Raw genomic sequence first — 18,497 nt, 5'->3', positions numbered from 1 at the left:
TCTTAGAAAATAAAAAAACCCTCTCCGAAAAAGAGAGGGTAGATTGTAAATATTTCACGACTTAAAAATTACAGAACGCTTTTTTGTTTTTTATAAAAGGCATCGGCTTGCAATTGCATGAGTTCGCGTGCTTTTTTGCGTTTGTAATCGTACAATTCCTGCTCTTCTGCTATGTCGGCATACACGCGATTGTTAACGTCACGATCTGTTGTAACCAGGACATCCCGTTGTCCTTTTTGTTGGGTAACCCAAGATTTTACGGCACTTTCCTGCTCGTCCAGTTTTAGGTCGTATGCGCCTTTGGGAGAGAGTAACTTTGCGATAATGGGAGATGTTTCAATGGCTAAAAACAGTAAAAAGATAAATAGAGACGGAAGCCATGGTAATTTATCCAGTGCATTTACCCGCGCCATTAATCCGTCGAAACCATCAATTACCGGTTGGGTAGAGGCCACTTTTGTTTGGTATTCGGTGGCAAGGGTCCCGATTTGTGCTTCAATAGCGGCAATTTTTTCGGCATTTGTTGTTCGCAATGCTTGCAAAGCGGCCAGTTCGGCATCGTGTTTGTCACGTTTTTCCTTGTAAACGGGTCCCTTCCCAATTAACTCGGTGCCTTTGCGACCTTCTGCTTCTGCGATATAGGTTTCGTACAACGCATTTACTTCGGCTTCTTTGTCTACGACCTCTTTTTTAAGTGTTTCAATTTCGGTATTCAAGGTGGTAATGGAAGGGGTGTACTGTAATGCCAACTGATCTTTGTTCGCCAAAGTCATATCGTTTTTTTCTTCCAGCAATACTTGATTGATTTCTTTTTCAAAGATCTTCAGTTCCAGCGGTTTTGCGATTACAATGGCAATGATAATTGCCAAAGCGATTCGGGGCGTGGCTTGTAATAATTCGTCGAAGAAATTGTCTCTTTTTTTAATGGTGGAAACAATAAAGCGATCCAGATTAAAGATGAGTAGCCCCCAAATAAATCCGAAGACAATCGCGGTAAAATAATGGTCAAAAACGGTGTATAGCGCGTATGCAGAGGCGATGGTTGCCATTACTGCGGTGAAAAAAACGGTCGCGCCAATTCCGGCGTATTTGGTCTGTTCACCTGCCGAGCAATCCTCTAGAATGTCGGTATCGGCGCCGGAGCAGAAGATAAAAAAGCGTTGTAGCATAGTTAGGAATTTATTGATTGATGAGATTATATAACGCAAATAGTGTTAGAATGTTACATAAAAAAAGCCCCGAATTTTCGAGGCTTCACTTTTTCATAGATTTTACAATGATTAATCGTCAATAGTAATGCCTTTTGTGGAAATATTTACCACGTGAGGCTTCGATTTGTACATTCTTGTTTGAATGATCAATTCAGGGTTTTCTTTGATTAACGCAATGGCTTTATCGGATGAAATTTTTTCATTTTCATAGTAAAATATGGCATTTTCCTTGGCCATAGTAACAATATGATCTAATGCATTTTCGGAAATAGGTGGCGGTGGAGGCAACATTTTATCACCTCCGGGTGCAACATTATCGGGTAAAGGAGGCGGTGGTGGAGGTGGTGGAACGGTACTCTTTTCACCCTTTATCACTTTAGGAGCATCGGGAGCCGGTGGAGGAGGTGGCGGAATACATTCCGGAAAGGGCTCGGCTTTTGCTTTTTGAGCGTCGGACATTTTACGGTAAATGGTTTCCAGACGTTGGAGATCTTTTTTCAGGATTATTCTTTTGTCTTTGGGTTGTGCATTGTACTTTCTGGCCAGCGCATTATATTCTGCCAATTCTTTGGCGGTGGCTTCTTTTTGAAGCGATGCTGAAACTTTTTCTGAAGCAGGAGGTGCTGTGGAAATGGTTTCTCTCGAGCTGAAACTAAATAGTACAAAGGCCAATAGAGGCAGAAGCAGCAAGCTTCGCAGCCATGCCGTTTTTTTTGATGTGTGTGTTTTCATAACTGTAAATCGTTTTTTGATGAATGAATAATGAATGGCATTTGCCAGATTGTTTTCAGGGACATTTGATGAGAAAGCCAGAATAATATTTTGATAGGTGCTTTGTTCGACACCTTTACTTATTACAGCGGTATCGGCCAGAAACTCGTGATTCAGTTTTATGGAATGTTTCATTGCATATACAATTGGGTTAAACCAGAATGCAATTTGAATGAGTTCAATAATTAAAATGTCGATGCTGTGTTTTTGTAAGGCGTGGGTTTGTTCGTGGAGTAATACTTCCTGCGGAATTTCACGGGCTTCAAAGCGTTCTTTGTTTAGAAAAATATAATTGAAAAAGGTATGCGGGGTCACCGAATCACCCAATAAAACATGAATGATATGTTGTAGTTTCAGCTTTTGGTTGCGACTAATTTTAAGGAATAGGCTGCGGATATTTCGAATAAAACGAATACTGAAGAATAGCACTCCGAGACCGTATAGAGACCATAATATAGTCGGGAGATAGACGAGTAAAGAGAATGCTTCAGTTTCGGTTCCTTCTGAAGCAGTTACCAAAACCGCGGGATTGGATAGTTCTGAAACAGGAGTGTATGTAGTAAAAGTTATAAACGGAATGACAAAAGACGCGACTAAGGCACCAAGTAGGTAAAAGCGCTTAAAGTAGTGCATGGAAGTATTTTCGAAGACTCCTTTGTAAAAGAAAAAGAAGAGGGCCAGACAGGCAGCAGATTTTAAGATATACAGTTCCATATTACTTCTTTTTAATTTCGGAATCGATGATTGCTTTCAGTTTTTCCAGTTCTTCTTTGGATAAGTTGGTCTCTTGGGTAAAGAAGGATGCAAATTGTGAGGCACTGTCGTTAAAAAAGTTTTTAATGAGGCCGTTTACGTGCTTCGAAAAGTAGTCCTTCTTTTTTACCAATGGAAAATATTCGCGGGAACGACCTTCCTGGGTGTAATCCACAAAATTTTTATCCTGCATACGCTTTAAAAGTGTCGCGATGGTTGTAGTAGCCGGTTTTGGATCGGGGTAGGCGTCAATAAGATCTTTCATCATGGCTTTTTGAAGCTTCCATAGATGGTTCATTAATTCTTCTTCCGATTTGGATAATTTCATGGTACTTTATTTAATTGCTCTACAAACATAGAACAAAATATTTAATTCTACAACTGTAGAGGTGAAATAATTTCAGAAATTTTGAAAAGACTTTGGTATTTGGCCCATTCATTTACCTTTGCGACAAAATGTAACGTTATGAGCATCGAAAGAAGTTTGAAACAGCGCAGTGATTCCAAATGCGAATTGTGCAGTAGTGCTGAAAACCTGAGCGTTTATGAAGTTCCCGCCTCTCCAAAATCGGGAGAAGAGGCAGGTATTTTAGTATGTAAAATTTGTTTGGAACAAATTGAGGATCCTGAAAAAAGAGATCCCAACCACTGGCGTTGTTTGAATGACAGCATGTGGAGTACGGTTCCGGCAGTACAGGTAACGGCATGGCGTATGTTACAACGTCTGAAAGCTGAGGGTTGGCCGCAGGATTTGCTCGATATGATGTATATGGAGGAAGATGTAAAGGAATGGGCGAAGGCTGATGGTGACGGAGCAGATAAGAGCAACGCACTTGTTCACAGAGATTCCAACGGAGTAGTTTTACAGGCCGGAGATAATGTGGTGCTTATAAAAGATTTAAAAGTGAAAGGCTCCAGTATGGTTGCCAAGCAGGGAACAGCGGTGCGACGTATCTCTTTGGATCACGAAAACGAAAAATATATTGAAGGTCGGGTTGACGGACAACAGATTGTGATCATTACAGACTTTGTAAAGAAATTGTAGGGATGTCTGTTCGAGTCCTTCGACTTCCCGCTAGAATGACTCTGTTGGGCTGACGCTCAGGATAAACTTAAAGTCGAGAACTAATGACCTTTCGACTGCCATGCCCGTTCCGTTCAGGCGGGCGCTCGAGGGGACATTTATTTACTCAACGCAATTTAAATCCTAATCCCGTGTTAGCGATTGCAGTGGCATCCCGCCACTTTTTTGGCGGATACAACGGAAAGCGCGCCCCTCTGTAACTATTGAAGGTAGTTACAGAGGGGAACACCCCAATTATTTTTTAAATTCTTCGGTAAAATAGTGATAGAACTGCGGAATGGTTTCTATGCCTTTTAAATAGTTCCAGATCCCGAAATGCTCGTTGGGCGAGTGAATGGCGTCACTGTCGAGACCAAAGCCCATAAGGATGGTTTTACTTTTCAATTCCTTTTCAAACAGAGAGACAATGGGAATGCTTCCACCGCTACGCTGTGGAATGGGCACTTTTCCGAAGGTATTTTCGTAGGCCTTTTCGGCGGCACGATACCCAATACTATCTATGGGCGTCACGTATGCTTGTCCGCCGTGATGCGGCTTCACCTTAACGCGAACACCGCGTGGCGCCAGACTTTCAAAATGTGCTGCAAAGAGTTCGGTGATCTTTTTCCAATCCTGATTGGGAACCAGACGCATACTGATTTTTGCAAAGGCCTTGCTCGCAATGACGGTTTTGGCACCCTCGCCTATGTATCCACCCCAGATTCCGTTTACGTCGAGGGTAGGGCGAATGGAATTGCGTTCGTTGGTAGTATAACCGGCCTCTCCATAGACCTCGTCGATATCCAAAGCTTTCATATAAGCCTCTTTACTGAAAGGCGCTTCGGCCATTTTGGCTCTTTCCTTTAAAGACAATTCTTCTACTGCATCGTAAAACCCGGGAATGGTAATATGATTGTTTTCGTCGTGCAGGGATGCAATCATTTTTGTTAATATATTGATGGGATTTGCCACGGCACCACCGTACAATCCGCTGTGTAAATCGCGGTTGGCAGCAATAACTTCGACCTCCACATAACTGAGTCCGCGTAATCCCGTAGTGATGGAAGGCACATCATTGGCAATCATTCCGGTATCGCTAATCAAGATCACGTCGTTGGCGAGTTTTTCACGATTGCGTTCCACAAACCAGCCCAAACTCTCACTGCCAACCTCTTCTTCGCCTTCGATCATAAACTTCACGTTACAGGGCAGCTGATTGGTTTTGGTCATATATTCCAAAGCCTTTACATGCATGTACATTTGCCCTTTATCGTCGCAACTTCCGCGTGCGAAAATAGCTCCTTCAGGATGTAATGCTGTTTTTTTTATGACAGGTTCGAACGGCGGACTCTCCCACAGATCCAAAGGATCGGGAGGTTGAACGTCGTAATGACCGTATACGAGAATGGTGGGTAATTTGGGGTCGATTAGCTTTTCGCCATAGACGATAGGATAGCCGGGGGTTTCACAAATTTCTACTTTCTCACATCCTGCTTTTTTCAAGCTGTCCCGAACGGCTTCGGCAGTTTTGACAACGTCTTTTTTGTAGGCCGAATCGGCGCTAATGGAAGGAATTTTGAGTAGTTCGATAAGTTCGTTTAAAAAACGATCTTTGTTTTCTTCAATATACGGTTTGGCACTTTTCATAGCGGAATCTGAATTTTTGCTTAAAAGTACTAAAATTGCAGTAAAACAGAGTGGACAAATGGCCTGATTTGTTAGTGGGATTCAGTTGAATGAGTAGTAGTTTACAAGAAATTAGTGATATAGTAAAAAAATAAAGTAAGTTCTTTTGGATTCGGAAGGATTAATTATATTTGCAGTCCTTTAGCGGGCGTGATGGAATTGGTAGACATGCCAGACTTAGGATCTGGTGCCGCAAGGTGTGGGAGTTCGAGTCTCCCCGCCCGCACAGGTAGAAAGCTTCTTGGAAACGAGAAGCTTTTTTTGTACCCATTATTTCGAGTCTCTTTAGCCTGTCCTGAGCAGAGACGAAGGGCCCGCACAGGTAGAAAGCTTCTTGGAAACGAGAAGCTTTTTTTGTACCCATTATTTCGAGTCTCTTTAGCCTGTCCTGAGCAGAGACGAAGGGCCCGCACAGGTAGAGAGCTTCTTGGAAACGAGAAGCTTTTTTTGTACCCATTATTTCGAGTCACTTTAGTCTGTCCTGAGCACAGACGAAGGGCCCGCACAGGTAGAAAGCTTCTTGGAAACAAGAAGATTCTCTATTTTATAGTCTTTGAAGTGATCTCTTCAAATATTGTCTAGAAATGTCATAAATCAAAAAGCTCCGGTTTACACCGAAGCTTTCATCAATATTAATCAAATCTAAATCTCAATTAATTAAGCTGTTGTTTTTTTATAAATAAGCCCTGCTAACAGACCCATTATTCCGAAGAAAATAACAAATAACACAAAATTTATAAGTATGCCTTGTAAATCCAGAATATTTGCGGTGGCAAAGTCGATAAGACCTTCACCAAGACCAACAATTACTGAGAACCAAAACCCCAGCGCAAAGCCACTTGCGGCACCGTAAGCAGTCGCTCCGTATTTGCCGTAAATGGTTGAAAATCCAAAGGCCTGAATAAGACAGCCCACAAAAATATAGGCCATGTCCGGCATTTCTTTCATTAAACCTTCAGTTAACATGTGGTCTGCAAATAAACTTTCTCCCAGAATACCCCACAGCAGATATCCTCCACCAAAGGCCCAAATAGTGAGGACCAAGGTGCTAATAATATTAGCTTTTGAAAACATAATTAAAGTTTTATTGATTAGGTGTCAGAAAGTTACATAAATATTTAACACGTATTTGTAGAAATAATCTCACAAAAAAATTCAGTCGGATGCCTTGTCGATTATTTCAGATACTTCCTCTTTTTCGTCTCCGTTTAATTGAGAAGTTGATGGTGTAGAGTCATTTTTTTTTAAGTGAATTTCGTAATACATTCCAAAATGATCACTTCCAAAATTTGGGGTACGGACCATTTTTTTTACAAAAAGATCCTTGGTGTGAAATAAATGATCCAGTGGGAAGCGCATAAAGAAATAACCGGCGTGATAGGTAGAGAAAAACCCTCGTCCCACGCGCGGATCCACCATCGATGTCATTTTTTTAAAGAGTCTTGTGGTCCTTGACCAAACGACATCGTTCATATCGCCACAAACAACCACAGGCATGTCTTTTTTTTCAATTTCTTTTCCTATCAGCATCAGTTCGGCATCTCGATCGATAGAAGTTTCATTTTCGGTTGGACTGGGTGGTGCGGGATGCAGAATAGCAATAAAGATGTTTCGAGTTTCGGAAACAGGATACTCCAAAAAAATGGAAGGGGTTTCTTCGTCTACCAGGTAGTTTATGGTAACATTTTTCGGTTTACTTTTGGAATACAAATGCATTCCGTAGAAATTTTCCTTCGGAATTTTTACCGAATAGGGATACTTGCTTTCAATTTGTTCAAGCCCCAATTCCCAATCTTTATTAGATTCCATTGTGATTACAATATCTGCATTGTACTGCTCTATTAGGCTTTCAAACTGTTTGTAATTGGTGTTGGTTTGTAACACATTGGCAGCTAAAATAGAAATACATCCTTTACTTGGGTAATTTGGTTTTTTCCTCGGATAGAAGTGACTATACGGAAATACTTTTACCATTTGGTAGATGATAACAACAACCAAAGCTGTTGTGATACTCCAAGATAGAATTGTGAACTTATCTTCGAATAGTATAAGAAGTACCAGAAGCACAATTTCAACAAAAATAGATTGTAGTCTTATAAAATCGGGAGTTCTAAAAAACCAATGCGGATTCCCTGTCGCCGGGAAAAAAGGGGAGATAATAAAAATAAAGCTAAGAATATAAAGTGCGATCATTATCTAAATGTACAGAATTCCGAGGGAATTATTCCTAATTTTGAATCGTGCAAACCCATTACGACATAATAATTATTGGAGGCGGAGCTGCAGGTTTTTTTGCAGCCATAAATGTGGCCGAAAATAATCCTAATCTCAGTATAGCTATTTTAGAAAGAGGAGGCGAAGTCCTCACCAAGGTAAAAGTCTCCGGTGGCGGGCGATGCAATGTCACGCATGCCGAATTTTCTCCGAAAGAACTCTCCCAAAATTACCCACGAGGCGAGAAGGAATTATTAGGTCCCTTTCACAGTTTTATGACGGGGGATACCATCGACTGGTTTTCCAGGCGGGGTATCGAACTTAAAATTGAAGAAGATGGCAGGATGTTTCCCGTAAGCGATTCTTCCCAAACCATTATCGATTGTTTTGTTGCCGAAACCCGGCGTTTGGGGATTTCAGTTTTAAAGAATCACCCTGTCAAGTATATAGAGAAGCAGGACAATCTATGGAAGGTAATTATCAAGGAGGAAGTATTTTTTTCAGAAAAATTGGTAATCGCTTCAGGAAGTAATCCGAAAATCTGGAAGCTTCTTGAAAATTTAGGACATACTATTGAAGCTCCGGTACCCAGCTTATTTACCTTCAATATTGAAGATAATCGTATTAAAGATTTGCCGGGAGTGGCAACAGGGGCATCTGTGGAAGTTTTGGATTCAAATAACAAAAGCATACTGCAAAGCGAAGGTCCCCTTTTAATTACCCATTGGGGAATGAGCGGTCCGGCCATCTTAAAATTGTCGGCATGGGGCGCGAGACTATTGCATCCAACAAACTATCATTTTGCCATAAAAGTAAATTGGCTTATCGATGTTTTAGCTGAAGAAGCCTTGGAAACGTTACGTGAATTAAGAACGGAACTGAATAAGAAATCGGTGGTAAAATACGCTCAGTTTCAGTTGCCGAAAAGATTATGGCAAAGCCTCGCCTTGGCATCCGGCATTGATGACGCCTGTACCTGGGCCGAACTGACCAAAGAACAATTGGTGACGTTGTCAAAGCAGCTAACGGAAGCAACCTTTCAAGTAAACGGTAAAAGTACCTTTAAGGAAGAATTTGTGACGGCCGGAGGGATAGATTTAAAAGAGGTAAATTTTAAAACCTTCGAAAGTAAACTTCATAAAAACCTCTATTTTGCAGGAGAAGTTTTAAATATTGATGCCATTACCGGCGGATTTAATTTTCAGAATGCCTGGACAGGAGGGTATTTGGTGGCAAAGGCCATATCTTCCCCTTTAAAAAGAGAGGAGTAAGGGGTGTGTAAAAAATTAGGTGGTGAAAATATACTACAATCCAAAATTGAAAGAATTAGCCAGACAGCTGAGGAATAATGCGACCAAGTCTGAAATAAGACTATGGTATTATTTGAAAGGGGATAAAAGGTATGGTTATGATTTTCACAGACAGAAGCCCATTGACCAATACATTGATGACTTCTTTTGCAATAAATTACAACTGGCTATCGAATGTGATGGCTATTCACATGAAATTGTTGAGGTTTATGAAAAGGATATTGTAAAAACACGAAAATTAAACGATTTAGGGATACACGTGCTTAGATTTTCAGATTTTCAAATAATGAATGACATTGATACTATTTTAAGAGCAATAGAAGATTATATTTTAATTTTTGAAGCAAATAATTCAACACCTCCCTCAATCCCTCCTTGTTAGGAGGGAAGTCTTATATGAAAAAATACATCGCATTACTAAGAGGAATTAATGTTAGCGGACATAAGAAAATCCTTATGACCGATCTAAAAGCCCTGTTTGAAGCGTTGGGTTTCGAAAAGGTGCAGACGTATATTCAAAGTGGGAACGTGGTATTTACTTCTGAAAAAAAGGTGAATTTGGCCGATATAATTTCCGAAGCAATTAAAAAGGCTTATGGTTGGGAAGTTCCTGTATTGGTACTAACTGTTTCAGAAATTGAAGCTATTCTCGCGCATTGTCCTTTTCCGATGGAGAAAATGGAAAAGAGTTATTTCGTTCTGCTTGCTCAACCTCCATTAAAAGAAGATATAGATGCAACATCATCGCTTTATTTTCCGAAAGAAGAATTTATTATTACACCTCAATGTGTCTATTTGTACACTGAAATAGGGGCGGGAAATACGAAACTAAGCAACAATTTTTTTGAAAAAAAATTAAAAGTTTCGGCCACCAGCCGGAATTACCGGACGATGGCGAAACTTTTGTCATTAATTAGTGGTTAGTTAGTTGTACAATTCCTCTAATTAATTTTTCAGCATTTTTATGGTTGCAGATTTTCCTTGTGAGTCTTGGATTGTTACCAAATACATCCCCGGTGCATTTGGCAATTCCAGCTGAATACTTTGGGTATTTTTAAATTGTCTTGTTACTATAGTTTGCCCTAACATATTTGCTATAATTACATTTATTTCGGTAAAACTTTCTCCCAGATTGATGCTAAAACTTCCACTCGTTGGATTGGGATATGCGGTTATGGAAGTATTTAATGTATTATCGGTTACCCCGAGAATAGCAGGTGTAGTTTCAAACACCCAATAGTCGTCCATTCCTTCACTGGCATCTCCTTTATCGCCGGAAACATTAGAATCTGAAGAGCATGCCATAACAAAATCACCACTTGGCAATTCGATTACGTAAGGTCCGGATTCGTCATTACTTCCGCCAATCGAATTTTGCGAAATAAGAGTACCTCCTGAGTTGAGTTTTACCAACCAATAATCATATCCGCCGTTGGATGCTTCGGTTTTATCGCCCGAAACGTTACTGTTGCTCCAACCTGCAATCATAATAGTGCCATCACTAAGCTGTTTAATGTCTCGCGGATAATCAATCCCACTGCCACCAATGGTATTTTGCCAGACAATGTTTCCGCCGGTATCCAATTTAAGGATCCAATAGTCGTAATCTCCTTGAGAATTTTCGGTCTTATCTCCTGAAGCATTTGATTTTGAATAGCCACCCAGTAGATAACTGCCATCGGCTATTTGGATCATATCGCGAAACACGTCACTATCATTACCTCCAATGGTGTTTTCCCATTCAATTGCGCCGGTAGCGTCCAATTTTACGACCCAATAATCATTTCCTCCCTGAGAGTTTTCAGACTTATCCCCTGAAGCGGCAGAATTTGAAAATCCACCAATTATATAACCTCCATCGATAGTTTGAAAAGCAGCCTGCGGTCTGTCTACCAAGTTTCCGCCTATACCGTTTTGCCACACAATGGCACCTGTACTGTCTAATTTCAGAGCCCAATAATCACGCTGTCCGTTGGTTGGATCTGTCTTTTCTCCACTTACGTCGGAGTCTGAATATCCACCAACAAAATATCCGCCGTCTGCAGTTTCAACTATATAGGTATCAAATTCAGGTTGGGCACCACCGTATGTTTTTTGCCACACGATAGCTCCCGAAGCGTTTAGTTTAAGAAGCCAATAGTCTAAACCGCCTCTTGAATTTTCAGTTTTGTCGCCCGAGATGTTCGAGTCGGAACCCGAACCCACAATATATCCACCGTCCGCTGTTTGTTCTAAAGAAATAAGAAAATCGTCGCCGCTTCCCCCTATGGTATTTTGCCATTGAATGGTTCCGGCGGCGTCAATTTTTACTATCCAAATATCGATTGCCCCATTAGAGTTTTCTGTTTTGTCACCTGAAATGTTTGATGTTGAATATCCTCCCAGAATATAACCGCCATCGGCAGTAGGTTCGAAAGCGGTTAAAAAATCACCATCGCTTCCACCAATGGTGTTTTGCCATACTATGGCGGGATCTTGAGAAAAGGCTTGTAGTATCCCGATTAAAAATATAAGTAAAGTAATCTTGGTTTTCATACTATGTTAGTTTAAGGATTATATTATTGCATCGATGTAGCTTAAAAATGTCATCAAATAATTTTCATTGCCTAAAAAAGAGGGGAAGAAAAAATCTTCAGAAACAGGTTTCATTTCTGAATTTTAAGCGTTTTAAAAGTAATTTTACTTTTAGGATAAAATGTCCGAGATATTCACATATCATGAAAATTTGTACTAATTGAGATGTCCTTTTTTAAATTCGGAAGGAGTACATCCCGCGATTTTTTTAAAGGAATCGTTAAACGTAGATTTAGAATTAAAACCTGCTTCCAATCCAATAGCCGCAATGGTATACTTTGAGAATTTTGGATTGATTAAATAGGTTTTTGCTTCTTCAACACGCAATACATTGATATAATCTGAAAAACTTATATTGATTTCGGTATTAATAATTCGCGATAAATGCCCTGTACTAATGCCAATTTCACAGGCTGTAGTTTTAAGACTTAGGTTATCCAAGAATTTCTTTTCCTCTATGCAAAGCCTCTTAAAAGCTCTAATATGCCTGTTGCATTGTTTTTCGTTACTATAAATCATCTTTTTGCTATTTAATTTAACAGTTACGTTTATTAGAAAGCTTATTATTCGAAGCAGTTGGCTCCATAACCCATTTTTAAAAGTTAGGTACATCACTCCCCACAGTGAGTAGTTTTTCTTTCATAGGCTATGGAACACCAAATGCAACACCATTTTTCTATTTAACAAAAAGTTCTATTATTTTATCAATCAACTATATATAGTGCACCAACATCCAATGAATTATTAGTTTGAGAGTAATCTATGCTATCTTCACGTCGGGCCCCAATTGTTAAGTAATTACCATTGGGTGAAATTCCTAGAATCTCTCCGAACCAATCTCCAGAATCAGGGTTAGGTGCTTTAATATAGCGGGATAATATCCAGTTTGAATTATCAAATTCATATAAAAATACTCCACCCGAAACGGACCGGTTGGTGTTGGAATAATCTCCATCAAAACACATAGCATCGCTTGATTCCAATGGCGCCCCTACAAAGAGTTTTTCACCTGAGGAAGATAAGGATAGGTTGTGTGAAAACCACCCACTTACAGCGAAGGGAGCTTTTATATATGTTTGAGGTGACCAGGTTATTCCGCTGCGGGTAAATGTAAATACAGCTCCTGAATTAGCCTGGCTATTATCGTTAGGGTTGCCGTTTATCCCAATGGCATTACTGTCTTCATTAAAAGTACCAACGGCCAACACACTTCCGTCGTCATTAATATCGATTTGAGATCCAAAATAATCTTGTGCATCTATCGCCCATGGTTTTATGTAGGCCTCTTGACTCCAGACACCTGCATTTTTTACAAAGGCGTATACAGCGCCCGCTCTAAAGAGATTGTTTAAATTCGCACCAGAATTAATAGTGGTTGAATTGCTTCCTTCCATTGTCGCCGATACAAAAAGTCGATCGCCAACATCATCCAGTTTTACCTTTGCTCCGAAATAGTCCTGACCTACTATGGCAGGTTTAATATAGTCATCGAATTGCCATTGAAAACCATTGTAGCTATAAAGATATACTCCGCCATAAAACTGAGTTGAAGAAGCATTAAGATTTGGATTGATGCCCGGATTTGGATTGTCATCATAGGGAGCTCCCACCGCTAGGATAGTGCCATCGGAATTAAAATCGATACTAGCTCCAAATGTTTCCCCAGTACCATTTCCGTTGTTACTAGCACTTATTATAGGAGCTTTTATATAAGCTGTTTGGCTCCAGGATCCTGCACTTTTACGAAAAATATAGACTGCCCCGGCATTGGTAATGGAATTATCTGCTTGATTATTTTGAAATGCACTATCTTCATTATTTGCTCCTACCGCTAAAACATCTCCAGTGTCATTAAGTGCCATCGAAAATCCGAATAGATCTCCGGTATCGGTATTAGAGGCTTTAATAAAAGCTTCTTGACTCCAGATGCCGTTGCTTTTGGAAAAAATAAAAACAGCGCCGGAAGTAGTTGCCAAATTATTAGAGTCATCTCCGTTTATGCCAGTAGCATTGCTGTTTTCTCCAGCGTGGCTCACTGCCAATATAGTCCCGTCCTGACTCAAAGCAATAACAGATCCAAAGTAATCTTGAGATTCTGCATTACTCGGCTTTAAATAAACGAAAGATTCACAGGTATATATATCCACCACTGTAATATTTCCCAAATCGTCAATACAAACCCATTCACCATCTATCTTGAAACAGGTTTTATTTCTGGAAATATCGTAAACAGCTGTTCCATCGATTGGCTCATTACCATTACCATCGGTGACATCTTCAATTTTTGTTACCCTTGGGATGACAAGCCCGGTATCGCTAGAAGAAATGTCCAACACCCCTTTTGGAGCTAAGGTTCCTATACCAATTTGTCCAAATAGACAAAAAGGTATTAGTAACACAATGAAATTTAAAGTTCTCATTATCGATCCTGCTTTTTAAGGGTGTTATAATGGTCTTTTTTAACTATAGGAGCTTTAAGGGGTGGCGTACCGAGTGCCGGTGTAGTGACTGCTATACTGGCATCGTTTGCAATACATATCCAGGTACTTGAGATTCTAAAGCAGGTTTGGTTGCGAGATTCATCATATACAATGGTCCCGTTTTCCGCAAGACCTGAATTATTGTTGGTAACGTCTTCTATTTGGGTTACCCTAGGTAAAACAAGCCCAAGATTATTGGAAACAATATCCAAAGCTCCTTTAGGTGTAGTGGTATTTATTCCAACTTGTCCGTAAGAAGAAGCAGAAAAGAACAATACTAGGAATACTAATTTTTTCATGACTTAAACTTTAAAAAAGCATAAGCAGGAATCAATGCTAATTCTAAGAAGCAGATTTTGGGCAAAATCAGGGTGCTTTATTAGTACATCGAAAGAGAAGGTGATATGTCATCACCTTTGTAGAAAATTTTTATGATTTTGTCCTGCGAAACCAAAAAAAGTAGAGAAGGAATAAGACCAATAACAAACCACCCACCCACCAATACCACATTGGGCTGCTCGTAGTAAGTTCAAGAGGAGTAGTATCGCCCATGATAATTAAACCGGCCCAGTATTGAGGCGCGATGGACCTTCCCGGCGCAGTCGATAAATAGGTAAGCTTGGCTTCTTTTAAGGCCTTATCTTTAGGCATTCCTTTTGCCAGGTTGTCGTAAAAGGATGCCAGTATTAGTGCGCTGGATTTTTCGTCTATTTTCCATAGACTTGTAAGAATGCTTTCACTTCCGGCATAGGTAAAGGCGTGAGCCAATGAAATCATTCCTTCTCCTGCCTGATAGGTTGGTTTTCCGGTTTCGCAAGCCGTTAGAATTGCTAATTGTGAGGATAGATTAAGATCGTAAATCTCGTAGGTATAGAGAAAGTTATCATCTATGTTTGCTTCGGAAATATTTTTTGCAAAAATGAGACGGGAAAGTTCGGGACTTACATTGTTGGATTCGGCATGAGTCCCAATATGAATTATTTTATGCTCTCCGGCGTTTTTTTGGAAAAGCTGTTTTGAAGCCTTTTCATTAATAAAAGAACTCCCTTCGAACATTTTCGAATACCTTTTTACTATATCGAGACTGAAAGGTTGAGGTAGTAGTGTTAAATAGTTTCTATCTATGGAAGCAGAATCTGTAATGGCAAGAACATATTCCTCTTTCATCTTTTCAGAAAACTCGGGCGCAAAGGCTACAAAATTTTCCGAATAGATATTCATTTTTGATTCATACCCCATTTGCAACAATAAACTGAAATTGTAGGAAATAATATATTTGGCCAGTAAGCTGTTGGTGCTCAAATCGGCAAATGAATTGATAGGAGCAGGAGTCAGCAATTCGAAACTGAGATTGAACAACTCTCTGTCGGGGATAATAATTATTCTTTCCGTCTTAATATCTTTTTCGAAAGGTTTCCAAAGACTTTGGTAGAGTTCAAATAGCTTCGGACTTACCTTTTTTACATCAAAATTGTTATCGACAAGTTGAGGAATGTATTCTTTTACAGCTTTAAACTCCAGAGGATAGAGTTTTTTTTCAGAAGAAGAAACTACAAAAGCATACAAATTCTCATCGATAAAAAAATACCTCACTACTGTTACAGTTTTTGGAATGTGTTCTTGCAGTTGGTCCAATGGTTTTTCGATGGTCCCGTACCGCATTTTATAATACTTTGGATAGGCATGCTTTAAAGAATCCAGAAAGATTTCCCAATTGGCGGTTGCATCAAAGAAGGTGCTGAAATTGTTAATTTTTGATGTTTCCAATGCCGAAGCGAGCTTCTTTTTTAATTGTATTTCCTTATTTAAAATCTCCTTGGGGACATTGGCAAATGATATATCGTTTCGAATGTTCAATCTGGATCGGATACGATTGTAAATTCCGGATTCGTGGGCATTAATGAGCCCTAATAAATAGGAGTCATTCTTGGTAATTTCGTAGAGGTCTAAACGGATTTGTTTTATAAAACTGAAAAGGTCATTGTTGTCATCTATAAGAATCTGCAAATCTTCGGGGGTTTTAATAAGGGTTTTTCGACGTTCCAAGATAGTAACGCCTTCTTCCACCTGAGCCAAAATATTCTTTAAAAAAGCCTCCGATTTCTTTTCCTGGAGATGGAATTTGGATTTTGCGTTAATGAGTAGCGAACGGGGTTTTATAAATTCAATCTGAATAGAATCGGAGAGTGAGGCTGAAGTAAAGGAATTTTGCTCGAAGAAGTTTAGTGCCTCATCACTGTATTGTAAAGCTTCAGGATAATTTTTTAATTCAAAATGGACATTTGCCATATTCTGAATGTGATGAAAATGTATCAGATCATTTTGATACCTTTCATTTTGGGTAACTCGGTAGCCTGTGTTAGCTAATGTCAATGCCTTTTCTGATTTGCCTCTTTTTGAATAAAAAAGAGACATGTTGATCATGGTATCCAGATAGTCTTTTGAGTAGGTGCCGTCAAACGATTGCATATATAGCGATTCACTTTTTTTATACATTTCTTCAGCTTGTTCCCATTGCTCTAATGCTTCAAATATAGAAGCTCTAAGTGCAAGGGTATAGCTGTGTAAAAGTGAATAATTTGAAGGATTTTCATCGATTAACTCCAACGCCTTATCCAAATATACACCTGCGTCCTCATAGTTTTTAGCACTTAGATTACCATGTCCCAATATGGCGAGTGAAAAAACGACATTGGGATCATTTGACCCCAGAAGTTTTATTTTTTCACGATAGGAATATTCCATCAACTCTAAAGCCATATTGAATTCACCAAGTCCGTGGTAAAATGTCCCCAGATTATCAATTGTAGCCAGACGATACTTTTGTGCCCTGAGTTTCTTAGTCGAGTCTGTTGCAACGACCATGAATTTTTTATAATCGGATATTGAATTTTTAATATACTCTATTGCTTGCTGGGTGTTCCCTACATTTTGTAAGTTCAATGCAATGTTATTGTTTACAATGGCTTTCCAATAATCTCGGTTCACTTCGGTACTATCCATTTTACCGAGAGTGTTCACTGCTTTTTTATAATAATAGGTGGAGCTGTCTAATTGTGAAATACTTGCATAATACCTCCCGGTAGAATTATAAATATTATAATACTCATTTAAATTTTTACCGGATTCCTTATCCAAAACTCTCTTGGCAGAAATGAGATGTTTTTTTGCCTCAACTAAAGCCCCCAAATTAAGATGAGCAGTTCCAATATTGTAATGCAATGTAGAAAGCAGCAGCCTGTCCGAAGATTTGCCTTGTCCTACATATTTCAAGCCTTCTAAACACGCCTCCAAAACTTTGTCGTTTTGTCTGGCTGTAAAGTAAAGATTACTTAGTTCTACCTGCGCTTTTGCATATAAATGCGGTGTAACGAACGGTTTAATTTCCAGAACCAATCTATGCGCTCTTTCTGTAGCGCCCGGTATATTATTAAGGGACAGAGAAGCATTACCTAACAGCGGGATATAGCTGACCAATGTATCATAATTACCTTGTGCTTTAAATGCAGCTATTTCTGAAGTCAACAATTTATTGGCTTCTTCTATTTTTTTTTGCTCAATAAGCTTTTCGATATAATGGGGTCCGGCAAAATGTGATTCTTGGCTAAAAGACAAGTTGCAACAACACAATATTGCCAGTAATAGAATTGGATATCCATGTGCAACCAGCCGGATCATTTATTTTTGTTTAAATCGAATAGTAATTGATCGTTCTTTACAGTTGGGTAGGCTTGCAATAATTTTGAAGCTTTAGCGGTTTCGCCTAATCTTATCAACGCCAATGCTCTGTAATAGATGGCATCTTCTGCGAACATACTCTCGGGATAGGCTCCCAATGTTTCCAAATAGTTCAAAGCTTTCTCACTGTCTCCATGCGCCAGATAAGAAACTCCCAGATAATAATTTAAAGTGTCATTGTCAATTTTTTCTTCTGAAAGTTTTTCCCATTTAGCAATAGCAATTGTATATTCTTCCCTCTTGTAATTGACCATGGCATCGTAAAAATCGAAGTTGGAGTTGGAACTCATGGTTGTGGGTAATCCCGGATCAGCGATGAAATATTTTGAAAATAGTTTCTCCGATGTACTGTCCAAACTCATAAAATAAAAAGTGCCAAATAGTGCAACACATACTGCTGCTATTGCAAATACGGGATATTTCGATTTTTTTATTTTCTTAATGGTGGGACGTACTTTCTTTTCTTTGGAATTTTCTGATGAAATTTCCTTGTGAAAGGCATTCATTTTTTCTTTGAGAATTGAGGTTTCAAGTCCGGAAAGAATGATCCGTAAATCGTTCACCTGTTGCCGAAGCACCGGATCTGCCTCCATTCTTTTTTCAAAAAGTATGTATTCTTCTTTGTCCATCGATCGGGTTATAAACCTTTCGATGGTTTCCAGAAGTTCTTGGGATATGTTGTTGTGTTCTTCCACGA

General features: G+C 39.4%; 16 protein-coding genes and 1 tRNA gene. 5 read left to right on the top strand and 12 right to left on the bottom strand.

The annotated features are described in order from the left end of the window. Positions 1-68: 68 nt before the first annotated feature. The 3 genes from ATE92_RS03475 to ATE92_RS03465 all read right to left on the bottom strand — a co-directional run bounded on the left by ATE92_RS03475 (position 69) and on the right by ATE92_RS03465 (position 3,063). The gene (locus ATE92_RS03475) at positions 69-1,169 is read right to left on the bottom strand and encodes a DUF4407 domain-containing protein (protein ID WP_100802373.1); all 1,101 of its coding nucleotides are present in this window, start codon (positions 1,167-1,169) and stop codon (positions 69-71) included. Positions 1,170-1,280: 111 nt separating this feature from the next. Continuing rightward, positions 1,281-2,696, bottom strand: a complete 1,416-nt coding sequence (locus ATE92_RS14240; protein WP_100802372.1) for a M56 family metallopeptidase — start codon at positions 2,694-2,696, stop codon at positions 1,281-1,283. Between the two features lies 1 nt (position 2,697). Then, positions 2,698-3,063 carry a BlaI/MecI/CopY family transcriptional regulator gene (locus ATE92_RS03465; protein WP_100802371.1) on the bottom strand — a complete coding sequence of 122 codons (366 nt, stop codon included), beginning with the start codon at positions 3,061-3,063 and terminating at the stop codon, positions 2,698-2,700. Between the two features lie 138 nt (positions 3,064-3,201). On the opposite strand from ATE92_RS03465, the gene ATE92_RS03460 reads away from it, so the two are divergent. Beyond that, on the top strand, positions 3,202-3,780 hold the full coding sequence (locus ATE92_RS03460; protein ID WP_100802370.1) for an alkylphosphonate utilization protein: 579 nt from the start codon (positions 3,202-3,204) through the stop codon (positions 3,778-3,780). A gap of 273 nt (positions 3,781-4,053) precedes the next feature. On the opposite strand, the gene ATE92_RS03455 is transcribed toward ATE92_RS03460, so the two are convergent. Then, positions 4,054-5,445 (bottom strand): dipeptidase, encoded by a 1,392-nt coding sequence (locus tag ATE92_RS03455; protein ID WP_100802369.1) that lies wholly within the window; start codon positions 5,443-5,445, stop codon positions 4,054-4,056. Between the two features lie 183 nt (positions 5,446-5,628). Here ATE92_RS03455 and ATE92_RS03450 point away from each other — a divergent pair. Continuing rightward, a tRNA-Leu gene (locus ATE92_RS03450) sits at positions 5,629-5,710 on the top strand. Between the two features lie 431 nt (positions 5,711-6,141). Here ATE92_RS03450 and ATE92_RS03445 read toward each other — a convergent pair. Further along, positions 6,142-6,558, bottom strand: coding sequence for a hypothetical protein (locus tag ATE92_RS03445; protein ID WP_100802368.1), 417 nt, complete (start codon positions 6,556-6,558; stop codon positions 6,142-6,144). An 81-nt stretch (positions 6,559-6,639) separates the two neighbouring features. Next, the gene (locus tag ATE92_RS03440) at positions 6,640-7,677 is read right to left on the bottom strand and encodes an endonuclease/exonuclease/phosphatase family protein (protein WP_100802367.1); all 1,038 of its coding nucleotides are present in this window, start codon (positions 7,675-7,677) and stop codon (positions 6,640-6,642) included. Positions 7,678-7,724: 47 nt separating this feature from the next. Between ATE92_RS03440 and ATE92_RS03435 the strand changes: the two genes are divergently transcribed. From ATE92_RS03435 to ATE92_RS03425, 3 genes are read left to right on the top strand one after another with little or no spacing between them, the layout of a single operon-like run. Next, positions 7,725-8,969 carry an NAD(P)/FAD-dependent oxidoreductase gene (locus ATE92_RS03435; RefSeq protein WP_100802366.1) on the top strand — a complete coding sequence of 415 codons (1,245 nt, stop codon included), beginning with the start codon at positions 7,725-7,727 and terminating at the stop codon, positions 8,967-8,969. A 19-nt stretch (positions 8,970-8,988) separates the two neighbouring features. Next, positions 8,989-9,390 (top strand): endonuclease domain-containing protein, encoded by a 402-nt coding sequence (locus ATE92_RS03430; RefSeq protein ID WP_232729106.1) that lies wholly within the window; start codon positions 8,989-8,991, stop codon positions 9,388-9,390. Positions 9,391-9,404: 14 nt separating this feature from the next. After that, entirely contained in the window at positions 9,405-9,932 is a 528-nt protein-coding gene (locus tag ATE92_RS03425) for a DUF1697 domain-containing protein (protein WP_100804342.1), read from the top strand. 21 nt (positions 9,933-9,953) lie between these two features. On the opposite strand, the gene ATE92_RS03420 is transcribed toward ATE92_RS03425, so the two are convergent. The 6 genes from ATE92_RS03420 to ATE92_RS03395 all read right to left on the bottom strand — a co-directional run bounded on the left by ATE92_RS03420 (position 9,954) and on the right by ATE92_RS03395 (position 18,495). Next, positions 9,954-11,543, bottom strand: a complete 1,590-nt coding sequence (locus ATE92_RS03420; protein WP_100802365.1) for a T9SS type A sorting domain-containing protein — start codon at positions 11,541-11,543, stop codon at positions 9,954-9,956. A gap of 195 nt (positions 11,544-11,738) precedes the next feature. Further along, positions 11,739-12,101, bottom strand: coding sequence for an AraC family transcriptional regulator (locus tag ATE92_RS03415; RefSeq protein WP_157809545.1), 363 nt, complete (start codon positions 12,099-12,101; stop codon positions 11,739-11,741). A 185-nt stretch (positions 12,102-12,286) separates the two neighbouring features. Next, a complete protein-coding gene (locus ATE92_RS03410; RefSeq protein WP_100802363.1) occupies positions 12,287-14,002 on the bottom strand; it encodes an FG-GAP repeat protein in 1,716 nt (571 codons plus the stop codon). Then, on the bottom strand, positions 14,002-14,361 hold the full coding sequence (locus ATE92_RS03405; protein ID WP_100802362.1) for a hypothetical protein: 360 nt from the start codon (positions 14,359-14,361) through the stop codon (positions 14,002-14,004). Before ATE92_RS03405 ends, ATE92_RS03410 begins: the two co-directional genes overlap by 1 nt. A 130-nt stretch (positions 14,362-14,491) precedes the next feature. Next, a complete protein-coding gene (locus ATE92_RS03400) occupies positions 14,492-17,740 on the bottom strand; it encodes a CHAT domain-containing protein (RefSeq protein WP_100802361.1) in 3,249 nt (1,082 codons plus the stop codon). Next, positions 17,737-18,495 carry a tol-pal system YbgF family protein gene (locus ATE92_RS03395; protein WP_157809544.1) on the bottom strand — a complete coding sequence of 253 codons (759 nt, stop codon included), beginning with the start codon at positions 18,493-18,495 and terminating at the stop codon, positions 17,737-17,739. Before ATE92_RS03395 ends, ATE92_RS03400 begins: the two co-directional genes overlap by 4 nt. Between the last annotated feature and the right edge of the window lie 2 nt (positions 18,496-18,497).

It is taken from the genome of Ulvibacter sp. MAR_2010_11 (assembly GCF_002813135.1).
GTDB lineage: Bacteria > Bacteroidota > Bacteroidia > Flavobacteriales > Flavobacteriaceae > Altibacter.
This window is presented reverse-complemented; position numbering and strand designations above follow the sequence as displayed.